We start from the raw sequence: 15393 nt of genomic DNA on the forward strand, positions 1-15393 counted from the left end.
TCGACCCAGCCGCCTCTTTTGTATCGTTGTGGGGGATTGCGCCTGAATAAGTGCCACGAACTGTTACTCGTCACTCATTTGCAATAACCAAACTACGCTCCTCGTACCTTAATTGTCGCTTTTTCTGGCGCAACAAGGCGCATTGGATTCGTGTTAACCGGACCTAGGGCAAAGGTGATTTGCGGCATTTTGCGGTGATTGGCGTTTATTGGCGGTTAACCTGCTGATAGGCTGTAGTGATGCAAGAGGTTCAGAACAACGCATTCAGTATCCGGCGACTCAACCCGTTCAACGGTTTACTGCAGGTCTTCCAACTTGATACCGCCCGTGCACTCAGTGCCAACGGCCAGGTTTGGGAGATCCAGGTACTCAGCGATTCCCCCCAGGGACTGTGGGCCAACACTCCGCTGGGCGCCCAGCAATATTTCACCTTTGGGCTCTGGTCCGAAACCAGCGGTCTCCAACAGGTGCCCGTCAATCCCTTGTTCGACATCCGCACCATGATCGCCGCCAGCGACAGGCTCATCGAATCTCTGCAACCCGTACTGGGCCAGCTGCCATTCCCGATGGCTGACCGCTATGAACAGTGGCTGCTGGATGAAACCGATCAGCAACCGCTGGCACTGCTGCAGAGCTGTCGCACAGAAAACGAAATGGCACTCAACGACCGACCAGCCAAATGGATCGCGACAGAACCCGACGATTTCAGTTTCATCTCGTCTCATTTGAATCAACGGGATCGGCCCAACCATGACGGTGACAACCCCAGGGTACACGCCTCGATACTTGAGGCTGAGGTTCGGCACAGAGCCGGATCCGAATCCTGCACAGCCTGGTACTATCGGAACGAGGAGAACGAGATGATGCCGTATCAGGAAAGTCAGCCGCGGCATCTCGAATTTCCCGCTCTACTGCTTGCCGAAGCGGGCTATGATGCGGATACCGCCCCATTGATCGAAGATTACATCACCTGGAAGGCGCCACAGCTACTGATGCTCTCTTATATAAGTGGCGGCTGTCGCGAAAGGCTGGAACAATTGGCGGTGAAACAACCGGTAAAGATGGACCGCTTCTGGCCCCTCTATCCGGAAATACACAATAAAGACCTGTTGAAACGGGCACGGGTTGAAGCAAGAATTCGCTCAGCCAACCGGAACTGACCCTGAACACCATGAAATACCTGAATCAAAAACAACAACTCTCGATGCCGGATGGCGGACTGGCTATTCTACTGATCAACTTAGGCACACCGGACGCCCCGACCCCCAGCGCGGTACGACGCTATCTGGCGGAGTTCCTCAGCGATCCGAGGATTGTATCGATTCCGAAACTGATCTGGCGGATCATTCTCCACGGCATCATCCTGCGGGTCAGACCCAAGCGCTCCGCCAAGGCCTATGCCTCGATCTGGACCGACGAGGGATCGCCGCTGCTGGTGATTTCAAAACAGCAGCGGGATGCCATCGAGCAAGCGATCGATCACAGATTTACCGGCCAGGTGAGTGTCGCTCTGGCGATGCGTTATGGCAATCCATCAATCGCCGACACCCTGAAACAGTTGCGTGAGCAGAATATTCAGCGGCTGCTGGTATTGCCCCTCTATCCCCAATACTCGGCAACCACCACCGCCTCGATCTTCGATGCGGTCACCGCCGAACTGCAACAGTGGCGCTGGATACCCGAGGTCAGATTCATTCAACGCTATCACCACGAGTCGGACTATATCGATGCCCTGAGCAGCCAGATCGCCGACTACCGGATGACCCACGGAGGCGCGGACAAACTGCTGTTCTCTTTCCATGGCATTCCTAAAGACTACTATGAGGCAGGGGATCCCTATCCGGATCAATGCCGGGCCACGGCTCAGGCCGTGGTCGACAGGTTGGGACTGAACGAGGAGCAATGGCTGCTCGCCTTCCAATCCCGCTTCGGTGCTCAGGAGTGGGTCAAACCCTACACCGATGAGACCCTCAAACAGTGGGCGGCCGAGGGGATCAAAAGCGTGCAGGTCGTCTGCCCCGCTTTTGCCACCGACTGCCTGGAAACCCTGGAGGAGATCGGAGTGGAGAACCGGGACTATTTTCTTCAAGGTGGCGGTGCGGAATACCGCTATATCCCGGCCCTGAATGATGATCCGAAACATATCGAAATGTTCGCCAATCTGATCCACCGTCACGCCTTGGGCTGGCCGGAGGCCAATCCACTTCCCCCGGTATCAACCAGCAGTGACTGAGTGTTCAGCGGGATGCAGACAAATCCTTGAAACTATCTGTCGGTGACGATCTCAAAACAATCGATAGCACTCCGCACACAAGACGCTCTCCCAGGAATCAGAGCGGTCGAAAGAGCGATTGCAGCCAACAACATACAATTCAGGACCTTATATCAACATGAGTTCTACACCCCGTCCGGTGGATATCAAAGTCCATCAACAGAGCCGCTTTCTCGATATCGCCTTCGATGACGGCGCCCACTTTGCCCTGCCCTGTGAATACCTGCGGGTCTATTCCCCTTCGGCAGAGACCCGGGGGCATAGCCCGGCCACAGCAAAACTGGAGAAAGGGAAAGAGCTGGTCACCATCACCCAGATCGAGCCGATCGGACAATATGCGGTGAAAATCCACTTCGATGACGGCCACAATTCAGGCCTTTACGACTGGCAGTATCTCTACAACCTGGGCAAGCACCAGGATGAGCTGTGGCAGGCCTACCTGGAAAAGCTTGAAGCGGTGGGCCATCAGCGACAGGAACCTGAACTGATTCCCCGTGATGGTGGAGCCTGACAAGAGAGATGCCAGCCGACAACCCAGACTTCAGCCTCGACCCAAGACTGGCGGCAGATTGCCATCTGCTTGCGGAAATGGAATTGAGCCAGCTGCTGCTGATGAACAATGCTCTATTACCCTGGTACATCCTGGTACCCAGGGTCGCTTGTGATGAGTTACACCAACTCAGTCACGAGCAGCAAAAGCAGCTATTTGAAGAGATCAACCAGATCTCCCTTTTCATCAAAACCGACCAGAGCATCGATAAACTCAATACCGCAGCGATCGGCAACATCGTGCGTCAGATGCATATCCATATCATGGGGCGCAAGACCAGTGATCCCTGGTGGCCCGGTACAGTCTGGGGTACCGCGCAACGGCGGGCGTACAAGCAAACCGAACTGAATGAAATTAAACGCAGGTTGAGCCTGGAATTGCCCAAGACAACAAACATCCTACAGGCTACCGCCAAGGCTTGATCAAACCGGCCTTATCTTCAACCGCAACAGCGGTTAATCGTCTGAATTTCCACATACTGACAACAGTTTTCAGATCCGCAAAAAGAAATTCAATGATTAAATCCAAATAGAACAACTCTGAACGACTGTGCCGCAATCCATCGGTTAAGGTTAGAAACACCAAACATCGAAATAGCACAGACAGTGAAAGAGTAGCTCCCCTCTCCCCTCGCGGGAGAGGGGCCGGGGGAGAGGGGGAAGGCGGCCGAGACAACGATCACCACAACGAATTTACCAGCCGACACTCACCAATCGTGCCAACAGAAAACACCATCAGATCCCCCCTCCGGGCAAACAACAAAATCCATAGGGTTCATGATCTAGCTCAACCAAGCCATGACGATATTAGTCCACATGGAACGGTCAAATTGACTACACTATCTATGTGCTTCGGAGACACCCAAAAATGTCTCCCTCACACAACCTCTGAAAACAATTTGCAGTCAAAACAAACCATGGGGGCATAGGGGTTAATGGAAGAGTCACTGCAGCGCTTACTCGAAGCCGAAAACCGGGCACAACAGATCCACAACAAGGCCGAAGAGCAGCGGGAGCGCATCATTCAGGAAGCGTTGCAGGAGGCCAAGACCAAAGAGCAACATTTCGAAGCCCGCATCCCCGAGCTTCACAACAGTTTCATGGAAAAGGCGGAGAGTCGCGCCGAACAGACCATTGCCGAACTGAAAAAACGCTTCGATGAGCGCCACGCCCAATTGCGTGAATACGCCGAGGCGCGGGAAGAGGATGCACTGGACGCCGCCTTTGCCGTCATAATCGACGCCAATGCCGACGAGGACTAAGCCTAACCGATGAACTCACAACGGGATCAGGCCTACCTCAAGACCCGGGTCGGTATCTACGCCTCCAGACTGCTCTCCGCTGAGGATATCCGGATACTGAAGCAGATGTCACTGCATCAACTTGGTGAGCGTTTCGATCTGCTGCCGATCTTCGAACAGGAGATCGAAACCCGCCAGAAGAGCGGCCTGATTGAGCACCAGCTGCTGCAGCAGCTGATGAATGAACTGAAGGTTCTGCTTCGACCTCTGAGCGGTCGCTCACGGGGACTGATCCTCTACTGGCCACGCAAGTATGAGCTCTACAATCTGAAGACCCTGATCCAGGGCAAGTGGAACAACCTGGGCATCCAGGAGATACGCCACAATCTCTACGCCCTGCCGGAGAACATCCGGCTGCCCCATGAAGCCCTGCTGCAGGCGGAAAACGTCCAGGAAATGTTGCGCCAGCTGGAACGGGGGCCCTACTCCCAGATTGCCAGCCAGGCCCGCAACATCTATGAAGAACAGCATGAAAACTTTTCCTTGGGCGCCGCCATCGATCGGCTCTACTACACCGGCATGCTGGCCCAGGCCAACATCACCGACTGCAGCGACAAGCGCGGCTTGAAAAAGGCCATCGGCTGCATGGTGGACCGGCAGAACATTCTCTGGCTGATGCGCTATCGCCTGGTCTATCAGTTCGCACCCAGTGAGGTCTACTACCTGTTGATCCCGTACGGCGGACAGATACAGCGGGATAAACTGATGGAGCTGGCCAATGTGGAGGGGCTGGATACCATTGTCGAGCAGCTGCCCGACCCCTTTCACAGCCTGCTCACCGGCAGCGCCAACATCACCGATGCCAGACAGCGACTCGACTTCTGGGTCTCCGATGAGTTACGCAAACTGATGCTGGGCAGTCGGGACGGGGTGGTCGCTGCGCTCTGCTATCTGATCAGCCGGGACACGGACATCTGGCGTCTCTACGCCATCATCCAGGGCAAGCTGCTGGGTATGACGAACGAGCTGCTGGATGAAGCCGTTTCTGGCATCAAAGGCTCCTCATCCTCTGAGGAGGCGGCGTGATCATCCAGCCGTTAATAAGATATTACCCGCTTCAAGCCGATCGAGGGACCGCTGATGTTTAGCCCCCTGCCGATGAAACAGATCAGCATCAAGGTACTCAACGAGGACCTGCCCGGCGCATCGGTGATCCTGGCCGGTCTCAACAACTTCAGCCCGGACAACCGTCCCTATGCGGAAAACGCCCTGACCGAGATTCCTGGACAGCACTTTCGCGAGCAGTTCAACCAGGCGAAGAGCCGGCTGGACAAGATCAGCGCTCTGGTGAGCTACACCCCGGCCCCCTTCGATGGCGAAGTGACCACCATTACCGAAGCTGAACTGGAGCAGGCCAATCAGTGGCTGGGCGAGGCCTGGGAGACCTGTTCCGACTTTGAAGAACGGCAACGCCGCCTCACCGAAGAGTCACGCAATATCAGCCAGCTCGAGACCAGTCTGGCGAATTTCAGCAATCTGGATGTGGACCTGGGTCAACTGCAGCAGGATCAACCCTTCCTGGAATCCAGTATCGGCATGGTATCCAGCAACCGGGTGGAACAACTCAAGGATGCCATCGGCCTCGACGGCTATCTGCTGTTCCCCTTTCTGCAGAGTGAGAAAGAGAGCCATGTGTTGATCATCGGCGCCAAGCGGACAGAGCATTCAAAGCTGAAATCGGTCCTCGATACCGCCGGCTTTCGGCCACTGGATATCCCACCGGAGCTGCACACCGAGCCGGAGACTGCCAAGAGCCGACTGGCTGAGCGCCACGCAGCGGTCGATGAAAACTCACAACAGCTCAACCTGGAGATCGTTGCCTGGCGAGCCAATGCGCTGGATGGACTGGAGCAAGCTGCCCAGACCCTGCACCTGGCCGCCCCTTATGTAGCACTTGGCGAAGCGGCTCGTAAAAGCGGCAAACTGGCACGCCTGCAGGGCTGGGTACCTGCCGAGGATATGGCTCAGGTGGAAGAGGCTCTACTGCAGAAACTGCCCAATGCCTTCGTCCTGGAGAGCCGTGATCCACTCTCCGAAGAGCGTGCCATCGTACCCTCGGTGATGCGCCACAGCCGCCTCTTCAAACCCTTCTCATCCCTGGTGATGCAGTATGGGGTACCCCGTTACGGCGAGGTCAATCCGACCCATCTGTTCGCCCTCACCTATATCCTGATGTTCGGCATGATGTTCGGTGACGTGGGGCATGGTGCGGTGATCCTCGGTGCTGCGCTGATCTGGCGTCGCAAGTTGGGCAGCTTCACTCCGTTCGGGGTGGCCGCGGGGATCTCCTCAATGGTCTTTGGCGTCCTCTATGGCAGCATCTTCGGCTTCGAACATCTGTTTCACGCCTGGTGGATCGCCCCGCTCAGCGACCCCCTCTACATGCTCACCGTGGCCCTGTTGTGGGGGATCGGTTTCATCGTCATCTCCTCCCTGCTGAACATCATCAACCACCTGGTGCAGGGAGATCGGCTGGGCGCCCTGTTCGGCGACAACGGCCTGCTCTCGCTGCTGCTCTACACCGGTATGCTGGGCACCGGCTATTCTCTCTACGCGGAGGGATCGGTAGGTGGTTTCTGGGCCACCCTGGCGATCCTCACCCTGATCGGCATCTTTGCCCACAAGCTGATCGAGCAGGAGGCCTCCATCGGCGAACGCATTCTGGTCGCCTTCATCGAGACCTTCGAGACCATCACCGGCTACGCCTCCAACACCCTCTCTTTCCTGCGTGTCGCGGCGTTCAGCCTGAACCATGTGGCGCTGGCGATCGCGGTGTTCACCCTGGCCGGCATGATGGGGGATACCGGCCACTGGATCACGGTGATATTGGGCAATGTATTCATTCTGGTGCTGGAGGGGCTGATTGTCGCCATCCAGGTGCTGCGTTTGGAATTTTACGAAGGCTTCTCCCGTTTCTATGCGGGCGACGGCAAGGCCTTCAAACCCCTGACACTCTCCTGAAACCGTGGCTTCGGGAGCGCATGATGATTGAACTGAAAAACAGCAAGAGGAGCACACTATGTACTGGCTTATCGTGGTAATGACACTCGGCATCGTTGGCCTGATCGCCACCGGCATCGTCATGGAGATGCAGCCGGCCAAAGTTACCAAACCCTGGTTCAAGCCCACCATCGCCATGAACCTGGTGATCTTTGTGTGTGCCCAGGCGGCACTGATTTTCATCGGTGCCCAGGATGTCATGGCCGCCGTGGAACCGGCGGTGGAAGCCAGCGGAGAGATCTCCATCGGCCTCGGCCTGGGGATCATCGGTGTGGGTATCCCCACCGCCCTGAGTACCATCGGCGCCGGCATTGCGGTGGGGCCGATCGGCGCCGCCTCGCTGGCGGTACTGGCGGAAAAACCGGAGATCTTCGGCCGAACCCTGATCTATCTGGGGCTGGCTGAAGGTATCGCCATCTACGGCCTGGTGATGAGTATCCTGCTGCTCGACAAAATCTGAAACCATGACAGAGACCAGCAGCCACAGCGTCCGTAACATCTTCGTCGGCAGCCATACCCTAGGCGACGGCTTTCGTCTGATCGGATTCGAGACCCTGACCGAGCCCGACACGGCAACACTGGATGAGCTCCTCTCCGGTCTGTTGCAACAGAAGCAGCGGGCGCTGCTGATCATTGAGCAGTCAGTCAACCGGCTGGAGTCGAAACTGCTGCAGCAGATCCGCAACGAAGGGGGACGCATCGTACTCTCGGAAGTGCCTTCACTGCATGACTCGGACAATTTTCAGTCCGAGCTCGACGAAACCTTGAAACAACTCACCGGCGGTTAACCAGGAGATCACGAGTGAACCAGGTCGAAGCCCTTGAAAAAGCAATCATCGATCGCGCCGAACAGATGGCCAGCGAGTGCCACAGCCGCGCCGATGCGGGACGTAAAAACATCCTCAGGGAAGCCAGCGACAAACTCCAACTGCGGGAAGAGAAGGAGACCCTGCTGGCTAAATCCCAGGCCGACCGGGCCTATCTGCGTAAGGTCCAGGCGGATGAGCTGAAGCTGCACAGCAAGATGGATCACATGCGCTGGAACCTGGTGCAGGTGGTGGTGGATCGGCTGAAACAGCAGATGGCTGAATACTGCAAAGATGAGAAACAATATTTCGAACTGCTGCAGGCACTGCTGAAACAGGCGGCGCAGATCGACGACGATCAATTGCTGGTGAAGGTCAACCCGGAGGATCTGCACCGGCTCAAGCCCGAATGGCAAAAACTGACCGACAACCTGGTGGCCGGTAAACAATTTCAATTGCTGGAGGAGACGCTCAACACCGTTGGCGGATGCCTGGTGACCACCGCGGATCAGCGGGTGCAGATCGACCACACCTTCGAGGGTCGGCTTACCCGTCTGGAGCGTAAAGTGCATCAGGCACTGGTCGAACGGCTGCTGCCCCCAGTTGGTGACGGACAGGCACTCTAATCATGAACACGATATCCAATAAAAAAGGCAAAATCAAAGACATCAACGGCCCGATTGTCACCATTGAGCTGCCCGGTGTGCAGAACGGCGAACAGGTCCGCATCGGCAGTCTCGGACTCTATGGCGAGGTGATCTCGCTGGAGGGGAACGAAGCTCTGGCGCAGATCTATGAGTCCACCGAGATGGTACGCCCCGGTGAGCCGGTGGAAGGCCTTGGCCATCCCCTCTCCGTGGAGCTGGGCCCAGGCCTGATCGGCGGTATCTTCGACGGTGTGCAGCGCCCGCTGGAGGCGATGTTTCTCAAGGCCGGCGATCAGATTCCCAGAGGACTCAGCCCGCTGCCGCTGGATCGGGACAAGACCTGGCACTTCGTACCCTCTGAAAACCTGGAACCGAACATGCCGATCATCAACGGCGCGGTACTCGGCAAGGTCCAGGAGACCGAGACCGTCGAACACCGAATCCTGGTGCCGCCCAACATTTCCGGGGAGCTGATCGAACTCGCTCCGGAAGGCGACTACCACTTGGAGGAGAGCATCGGCCAGGTACGGGACCAACAGGGCGAAATACACCACCTGAAACTCTACCACCGCTGGCCGGTAAGACGACCCCGCCCCTACCAGAGCCGGGACAACGGTATCGAACCCCTGATCACCGGACAGCGTATTCTCGACACATTCTTCCCCTTGTTGAAGGGAAGCAAGTGTGCCGTACCGGGCCCCTTCGGCGCCGGCAAGACAGTGGTTCAGCACCAGGTCGCCCGCTGGGCCAATGCGGACATCGTCATCTATGTGGGCTGCGGTGAGCGCGGCAACGAGCTGGTGGATGTACTCGACAGTTTTCCAAAACTGAAAGACCCCTACACCGGCCGTCCGCTGATGGACAGAACGCTGCTCATTGCCAACACCTCCAACATGCCGGTGGTGGCTCGCGAGGCCTCTATCTACGTGGGCATCACCATCGCCGAATACTACCGAGACCAGGGCTACGACGTGGTCATGCTGGCCGACTCCACCAGCCGCTGGGCGGAAGCGCTGCGCGAGGTCTCCGGCCGTCTCGGCCAGATGCCCGTGGAAGAGGGTTATCCCGCTTACCTGGCCTCCCGGCTTGCGGCCTTCTATGAGCGGGCCGGACGGGTCGACACCATGGACAGCGGCAAGGGATCGGTTACTCTGATCGGTGCGGTATCGCCTCCAGGCGGTGACTTCTCCGAACCGGTGACCAGCCACACCAAAGAGATCATCCAGACCTTCTGGGCGCTCTCCAAGGAGCTGGCGGACGCCCGTCACTACCCGGCGATCGACTGGGTCGACAGCTTCTCCGCGGATGTCAGCACCGCCGCCGAGTGGTGGCACGAGAACATCGACCGTGGGTGGGAGAAAAGACGCTCCCAGGCATTGGGCATGCTGGCCCGGGATGCGGAGCTCTCGCGCATCGTCAACCTGGTGGGTCCGGAAGCCCTCTCCTCCGCCCAACGCTGGGTGTTGGAGGGTGCGGCATTGATCAAGGAGGGTGTACTGCAACAAAGCGCCCTCGATCCGGTGGACACCTTCTCCTCACCGGAGAAGCAGTTCATGCTGCTGGATCTGATCCTCTCGGTCTACGATGCGGGGGCCGACCTGATTGAGCTTGGGGTTCCTGTACAGGAGCTCTCAGAGATGTCGGTCCTGGCCCGCCTGAGGCGTTGCAAGGAGCTCTACGACTCCAACCAGATCGAGCAACTTAAAGCCTTCCGGGAAGAAGCCCTGAACGACTTCAAGGAGATCCATTCCGAATACGCGCAACGAGGAGAACAGCCAGCATGAGCGCCAAGGAGTATCGAACCGCCTCCTCCGCCCGCGGCGGCCTGCTGACCGTGGCCAACGTACCCAACATCGCCTTCGGCGACCGGGTGCATATCCGCGATCAACAGGGTAACACCCGTAACGGCCAGGTCATCCGCAGCTCTGATGAAGAGGTACTGATCCAGGTCTTCGAGGGCACTTCCGAACTCGATCTTGAGAGTACCTGGGTACGCTTTCTCGACGAGCCGGTGGAGATCGCCCTCTCACCGGAGATCCTCGGCCGCATCTTCAACGGCCTTGGAGAGCCTCGGGACTACCGTCCCCCCATCGTCTCAAGCCTGCGTCGCAGCATCAGCGCCGCCGCCTTCAACCCGGCGGCCCGCACCTACCCGAAAGAGTTCATCCAGACCGGCATCTCCACCATTGACGGACTCAACTCCCTGGTCCGGGGACAGAAACTGCCGATCTTCTCCGCCTCCGGCCTGCCCCACAACCGCCTCGCCGCTCAGATCGTCCGCCAGGCCAAACTGCCCGACGACGACAGCCGCTTCTCGGTGGTGTTTGCCGCGATGGGTGTCTCCTATGCGGATGCCCGCTTCTTCCAGGAGGAGTTCGCCTCCTCCGGGGTGCTGGGCAATGTGGTGATGTTCGTCAACATGGCCGATGATCCCCCGGTGGAGCGACTCACCCTGCCGCGCATGGCGCTCACCGCCGCCGAGTACCTGGCCTTCGATCTCGACCGCCATGTATTGGTAGTGATGACCGACATGACCCACTATGCGGAAGCCCTGCGTGAGGTGGCCACCGCCAAGGGTGACGTCCCCGCAAGAAAGGGCTACCCCGGTTATCTCTACTCCGATTTGGCCGAGATCTATGAGCGCTCCGGACGTATCAAGGACCGCCATGGATCGATCACCCTGGTGCCGGTATTGAGCATGCCCAGTGATGACATTACCCACCCGATCCCCGATCTGACCGGTTACATCACCGAGGGGCAGATTGTGCTCAGTCGGGAGCTGCACAATCAGGGCATCTATCCACCGGTACACATCTCACCGTCGCTCTCACGACTGATGAAAGACGGTATCGGCAAGGACTTCACCCGGGAAGACCACCCCCACGTATCGAACCAGCTCTACGCCCTCTATGCCAGAGCCCTGGAGACCCGAAACCTGGCCTCCATCATCGGTGCGGATGAGCTCTCAACCCGGGACCGTCGCTACCTGGAGTTCGCCGACGCCTTTGAAAACCGTTTCGTACGACAGAGTGAGGATGAGGATCGCAGTATCGAAGAGACCCTCAACCTGTCCTGGGATCTGCTCTCCACCTTCCCGTCCCAGGCACTCACCCGGGTCAACGAAACCGAAATCGCAAAATACCATCGGCAGAGCGTATGACCGGAAAACGCATCAAGGCGGCACCGACCAAAAACACCCTGTTGCAGCTGAAGCGACAGCTCAACTTTCTGCAGCAGGGTCATAGCCTGCTGGAGCGCAAACGGGAGTTATTGACCCGCCTGGTCTATCAGCGGATCGGTGAATACCGGGAGATCCGCGACCAGGCCCATCAGGCGGTCAAACTCGCCTACCACTGGCTGAGCCTGCTGCAGATGCGCATGGGCAGCCGGGCAATCAACCAGACGGTGCTGGGCGTACAACAGGTGCTTGAGTTAAAGGTACTCCCGCGCAGAAACCTGGGTGTGGAGTTTCCCTCGGTGAGCGGTGAAGTGAAGCCCCTCAACCCGGTTGGCCTGCTGGGTACCGATCCCAGCTTTGATGACACCCGCCGACACTTCGGCGAAGCCTCCCTGCTGCTGGCGAAAATGGGCGAGGTCTCAATGAGTCTCAACCGACTGATCGCGGAACAGCGGAAAGCCCAGAAGCGGGTTAACGCGTTACGCTACAACATCATCCCCCAATACAAAGAGACCATAAAGTTCATCGAAAACGCACTGGAGGAGGAAGAGCGCAACGCTCTGTTTCAGGTGAAGGTATTGCGGGATCAGAACAGGATTTAGTCATCCAGTCATGCTGGTTTTGTGAAACTGGCATATTTATTCAGTCCGCAAATAATACGGATAATTAAAATCGGTTAGAGAAGAGCAAATATTGCAATCACCCCACAAGCATTCGATTTCAGTCTATCTTCTATTCTATCGGTAGAGAATAAAATCCAATTTGCGTTCATTTGCGGACTAAAAATATAAAAAGGGGAGAAGGATGATCGAACATGCACTCGTCGCAGATGCGAAGATCCGCTGGCAGAAGCCCAACACCGTGGCGCAACAGCAAAATGGCGCCATCGTACAGAGCGTCAGCGCCGCCAGTACCATGCGCTAACCAGCAGCCGCGGCGAGGGCTGTTCAGACGCCCGGCAAGGGTCTATCAAATGCCCCTCAACTCACCAATTCCCCACAATTGGCTCGACTACATTCCTGGACGTACAGCCTATGTCGCCCAGGGTACCGATGTATTGACCGGTTTCATGAGCGGCTGCCTAATCGCCCGGGGAACCTACCAGGGTGGTATGCGGGTCTTTCACATGGGTACCGTTGAAAACCAAGTTGTCAACAATCAGGTAAAGACCACCTTCCGCGCCGCATTGCCAAACGACGCAAGCGGCTTCTATCCCGCTGATGCCTGGACTGTGGCCGAACGAGCCGCGACTAATAAGGCGACGGACATCATCGCCCTGGTCACCTCCGGAGGCGCCTTCTTTTCGATTCTTCTCTGCCATGATGGTGCTGGGTTGTATTTCGTTGGGGGGATCAAGAAAGTGCCGCCGATTCATCGTCCAGCGCTTCTGGCTCGGTTAGCCTAGGTACCTTATCAGTATCTCATTAAATCAATTGAGCGAACACAAGCGGCCATAGAGCCAAACTGTTATTACGTCGTTATCACCCATTTTCTAGTGTTTTGACAAAACACCACCCAGAGGACTGGGAACCGCAAAGCCACCACGATTGATCACATGAGTGTATATATGTGTTGTGCGTACGTCCTTATGGCCGAGTTGCTCCGGAACCGTGCGTATATCCTGCCCCCGTTCCAATAGATCGGTGGCGAAAGAGTAACGTAACGTATGGCAGCTAGCTTTTACTGATTCCCGAAGTGCGTACCGCATATTTAACCGCCTTTTTGACACTGCTTTCATCAAGGTGATGTCGCCGTGTAACCCCTGAGCGAGGATCGACACTAATTTGGATAGCCGGAAACAGGTATTGCCACTTCCACTCCTTGGCGGCATTGGGATATTTTCTGGACAAGGCAATAGGCAGATAAACCGCCCCCTCTGCTAGATCTCGTTCATGCAGGGTACGCACCCTCTCTAGGGCCTGTTAACACTAATCCAATACGCCCTGTTGGGACTGTTTTTGCGTCCAGCAAGGCAAAATGAGCGTAGTGTATTTATTCTACACGAGCGATTGATAACGCCGCTGGGCGCAAAAACAGACCGAGCCCTCCGGGTTGCGCATGAAAAAGCGCCACTCGGCGTTGCTCGACACTCATTTGGAGTAACCAAACTACGCTCCTCGCGCCTTGATTGGCTCATTTTCAGGCGCAACAGGACGTATTGGATTAGTGAGATTTGACGCCCGTATTTTGTTCTTATTTCAATTATAGTATTTTAGATCCTACCCCCAATGTCAATTAGTCAGCGTTTGGAGATATGAGGCATCATTTACGAATTGTTTACCGAAATATATTCTTGTTTTGATGACCTCATACATTCAGTACTGGCAAATCTATGATAATTAGTATAGAAAGTGTATATACAAGGAGGTAAAACCACACCTTTATAACCTCCCTGTTTTTTTAAGATATAAGGAATAATGCCCGTTTTTTCCTGTGCAAACAGCCTGCTATCCTGCGAATATTGCAGGATATAAGGAAGTGTGCACATTGAATTAAGTAATTTATCGTACTTGAAGGCAATGTGCCTTTGAATACATGTTATGGCTAATAAAGATATGGCAACAATGCATATAAAAACTGGTCAAAGGATCGAGCCTGGGTAAGTGATGGAAGCTGGTCTTTTAAGGCTTACTGCGAACGAATCCAAATGTGCACAAACTTGAATGGTACAGAGCTAAATAGAATTGCATGCTAATTATTTATCAAAACTGAATAAACTGGAAATCAATAATAAAGAAAAAGCAGAAGCGTTAAGACATACTTTGGAGTCATCTGGAGTAGAAGTTGAAATCAAATTCAACCATACAAGTACAGTCAGTAGGAAAAACCTACGCTACGCTGCAGTTTTCCTCTGCTGTAGGCATTAGGCTAAAAGAGAACAAAAGTGGATATAAGTCTTTACTCAATATTTCTCGTCACTACGGTGATGTTAATTTTGGTGCCGGGCCCGGCCGCTATCACAATCGCAGCACAGGGGGCGTCGCATAATTCTCAGCGAGCATTCTTTGGCGTGCTCGGGGTGGCAAGCGCCGATGTCCTATTTTTTACTTTATCGGCTACGGGTATCGCCTCGCTAATACTTGCTTCCAACCTAATGTTCTCAGTAATTAAATGGTTCGGTGTAGCCTATTTGCTCTATCTTGGCATCTCGGCCCTATTCAGCAAAACGGGAATAATTAAGCTTTCGACAGAAAAAAAAGAAAGTAATCGAAAAAAACTCTTCTCACAAGGATTAGTAGTCCAGCTAGCTAACCCGAAAGCACTTATGTATTTCACAGCGTTACTTCCGCAGTTCATTGATCCGTCGAAGCCTGTACTTTTTCAAATGCTACTTATGGGCGCGTCTTGCTTAATAGCTGATATTATCGTGTACAGCGTATTCAGTCGGTTGGGCGATCGCATAGCAAAGCAACAACTGAAATCATGGGTCACAACACTTATCAATAAAGCCGCAGGTATCACACTGATATCAACTGGCATCAGAATGGCTTCATTGGAATATGGAAAATAGTCTAATCGGGTAAGGGCGGGTATCTAACCCGCCCTCCCCACACCACCTAGCATGCGGGTCCGCACTAGGCGGTTCATCAAGCGTAGTGAAACTTAATCCATAGCTCTCGCACTGAGACAAGCCCTTGTT

General features: G+C 55.4%; 15 protein-coding genes and 1 pseudogene. 15 read left to right on the forward strand and 1 reads right to left on the reverse strand.

All coding sequences use genetic code 11. The features are described from left to right. Positions 1-239 precede the first annotated feature (239 nt). The 14 genes from AC4IE8_RS18005 to AC4IE8_RS18070 all read left to right on the forward strand — a co-directional run bounded on the left by AC4IE8_RS18005 (position 240) and on the right by AC4IE8_RS18070 (position 13158). The gene (locus AC4IE8_RS18005) at positions 240-1160 is read left to right on the forward strand and encodes a hypothetical protein (RefSeq protein ID WP_490791633.1); all 921 of its coding nucleotides are present in this window, start codon (positions 240-242) and stop codon (positions 1158-1160) included. A gap of 11 nt (positions 1161-1171) precedes the next feature. Next, positions 1172-2233, forward strand: a complete 1062-nt coding sequence (gene hemH, locus AC4IE8_RS18010) for a ferrochelatase (RefSeq protein ID WP_490791634.1) — start codon at positions 1172-1174, stop codon at positions 2231-2233. Positions 2234-2390: 157 nt separating this feature from the next. Beyond that, the gene (locus AC4IE8_RS18015; protein WP_490791635.1) at positions 2391-2783 is read left to right on the forward strand and encodes a gamma-butyrobetaine hydroxylase family protein; all 393 of its coding nucleotides are present in this window, start codon (positions 2391-2393) and stop codon (positions 2781-2783) included. Between the two features lie 8 nt (positions 2784-2791). Then, positions 2792-3244 carry an HIT domain-containing protein gene (locus AC4IE8_RS18020; RefSeq protein WP_490791636.1) on the forward strand — a complete coding sequence of 151 codons (453 nt, stop codon included), beginning with the start codon at positions 2792-2794 and terminating at the stop codon, positions 3242-3244. Positions 3245-3756: 512 nt separating this feature from the next. Continuing rightward, positions 3757-4083, forward strand: a complete 327-nt coding sequence (locus tag AC4IE8_RS18025; RefSeq protein WP_068987754.1) for an SPFH domain-containing protein — start codon at positions 3757-3759, stop codon at positions 4081-4083. 9 nt (positions 4084-4092) lie between these two features. Then, positions 4093-5148 carry a V-type ATPase subunit gene (locus tag AC4IE8_RS18030; RefSeq protein ID WP_068987753.1) on the forward strand — a complete coding sequence of 352 codons (1056 nt, stop codon included), beginning with the start codon at positions 4093-4095 and terminating at the stop codon, positions 5146-5148. Positions 5149-5202: 54 nt separating this feature from the next. After that, a complete protein-coding gene (locus AC4IE8_RS18035) occupies positions 5203-7083 on the forward strand; it encodes a V-type ATP synthase subunit I (protein WP_068987752.1) in 1881 nt (626 codons plus the stop codon). Positions 7084-7141: 58 nt separating this feature from the next. Then, the gene (locus tag AC4IE8_RS18040) at positions 7142-7582 is read left to right on the forward strand and encodes an ATP synthase subunit C (protein WP_068987751.1); all 441 of its coding nucleotides are present in this window, start codon (positions 7142-7144) and stop codon (positions 7580-7582) included. Positions 7583-7586: 4 nt separating this feature from the next. Further along, positions 7587-7910 carry a V-type ATP synthase subunit F gene (locus tag AC4IE8_RS18045; protein WP_068987750.1) on the forward strand — a complete coding sequence of 108 codons (324 nt, stop codon included), beginning with the start codon at positions 7587-7589 and terminating at the stop codon, positions 7908-7910. Positions 7911-7924: 14 nt separating this feature from the next. Further along, complete coding sequence (locus AC4IE8_RS18050) at positions 7925-8554, forward strand: V-type ATP synthase subunit E (protein WP_490791637.1); 630 nt, start codon at positions 7925-7927, stop codon at positions 8552-8554. Positions 8555-8556: 2 nt separating this feature from the next. Then, positions 8557-10359 (forward strand): V-type ATP synthase subunit A, encoded by a 1803-nt coding sequence (locus AC4IE8_RS18055; RefSeq protein ID WP_068987748.1) that lies wholly within the window; start codon positions 8557-8559, stop codon positions 10357-10359. Beyond that, positions 10356-11735, forward strand: a complete 1380-nt coding sequence (locus AC4IE8_RS18060; protein WP_068987747.1) for a V-type ATP synthase subunit B — start codon at positions 10356-10358, stop codon at positions 11733-11735. The genes AC4IE8_RS18055 and AC4IE8_RS18060 overlap by 4 nt, the downstream gene beginning before the upstream one ends. Beyond that, complete coding sequence (locus tag AC4IE8_RS18065; protein ID WP_068987746.1) at positions 11732-12355, forward strand: V-type ATP synthase subunit D; 624 nt, start codon at positions 11732-11734, stop codon at positions 12353-12355. The genes AC4IE8_RS18060 and AC4IE8_RS18065 overlap by 4 nt, the downstream gene beginning before the upstream one ends. 371 nt (positions 12356-12726) lie before the next feature. Beyond that, positions 12727-13158 (forward strand): hypothetical protein, encoded by a 432-nt coding sequence (locus tag AC4IE8_RS18070; protein ID WP_490791638.1) that lies wholly within the window; start codon positions 12727-12729, stop codon positions 13156-13158. Between the two features lie 87 nt (positions 13159-13245). Here the strand turns inward: AC4IE8_RS18070 and AC4IE8_RS18075 are convergent. Beyond that, a pseudogene (locus AC4IE8_RS18075) lies at positions 13246-13669 on the reverse strand (tyrosine-type recombinase/integrase); the annotation flags it as partial. A 968-nt stretch (positions 13670-14637) separates the two neighbouring features. On the opposite strand from AC4IE8_RS18075, the gene AC4IE8_RS18080 reads away from it, so the two are divergent. Then, complete coding sequence (locus tag AC4IE8_RS18080) at positions 14638-15264, forward strand: LysE family translocator (protein WP_490791639.1); 627 nt, start codon at positions 14638-14640, stop codon at positions 15262-15264. Positions 15265-15393: the final 129 nt, after the last annotated feature.

The organism is Candidatus Thiodiazotropha sp. AKAK2 (assembly GCF_058244685.1).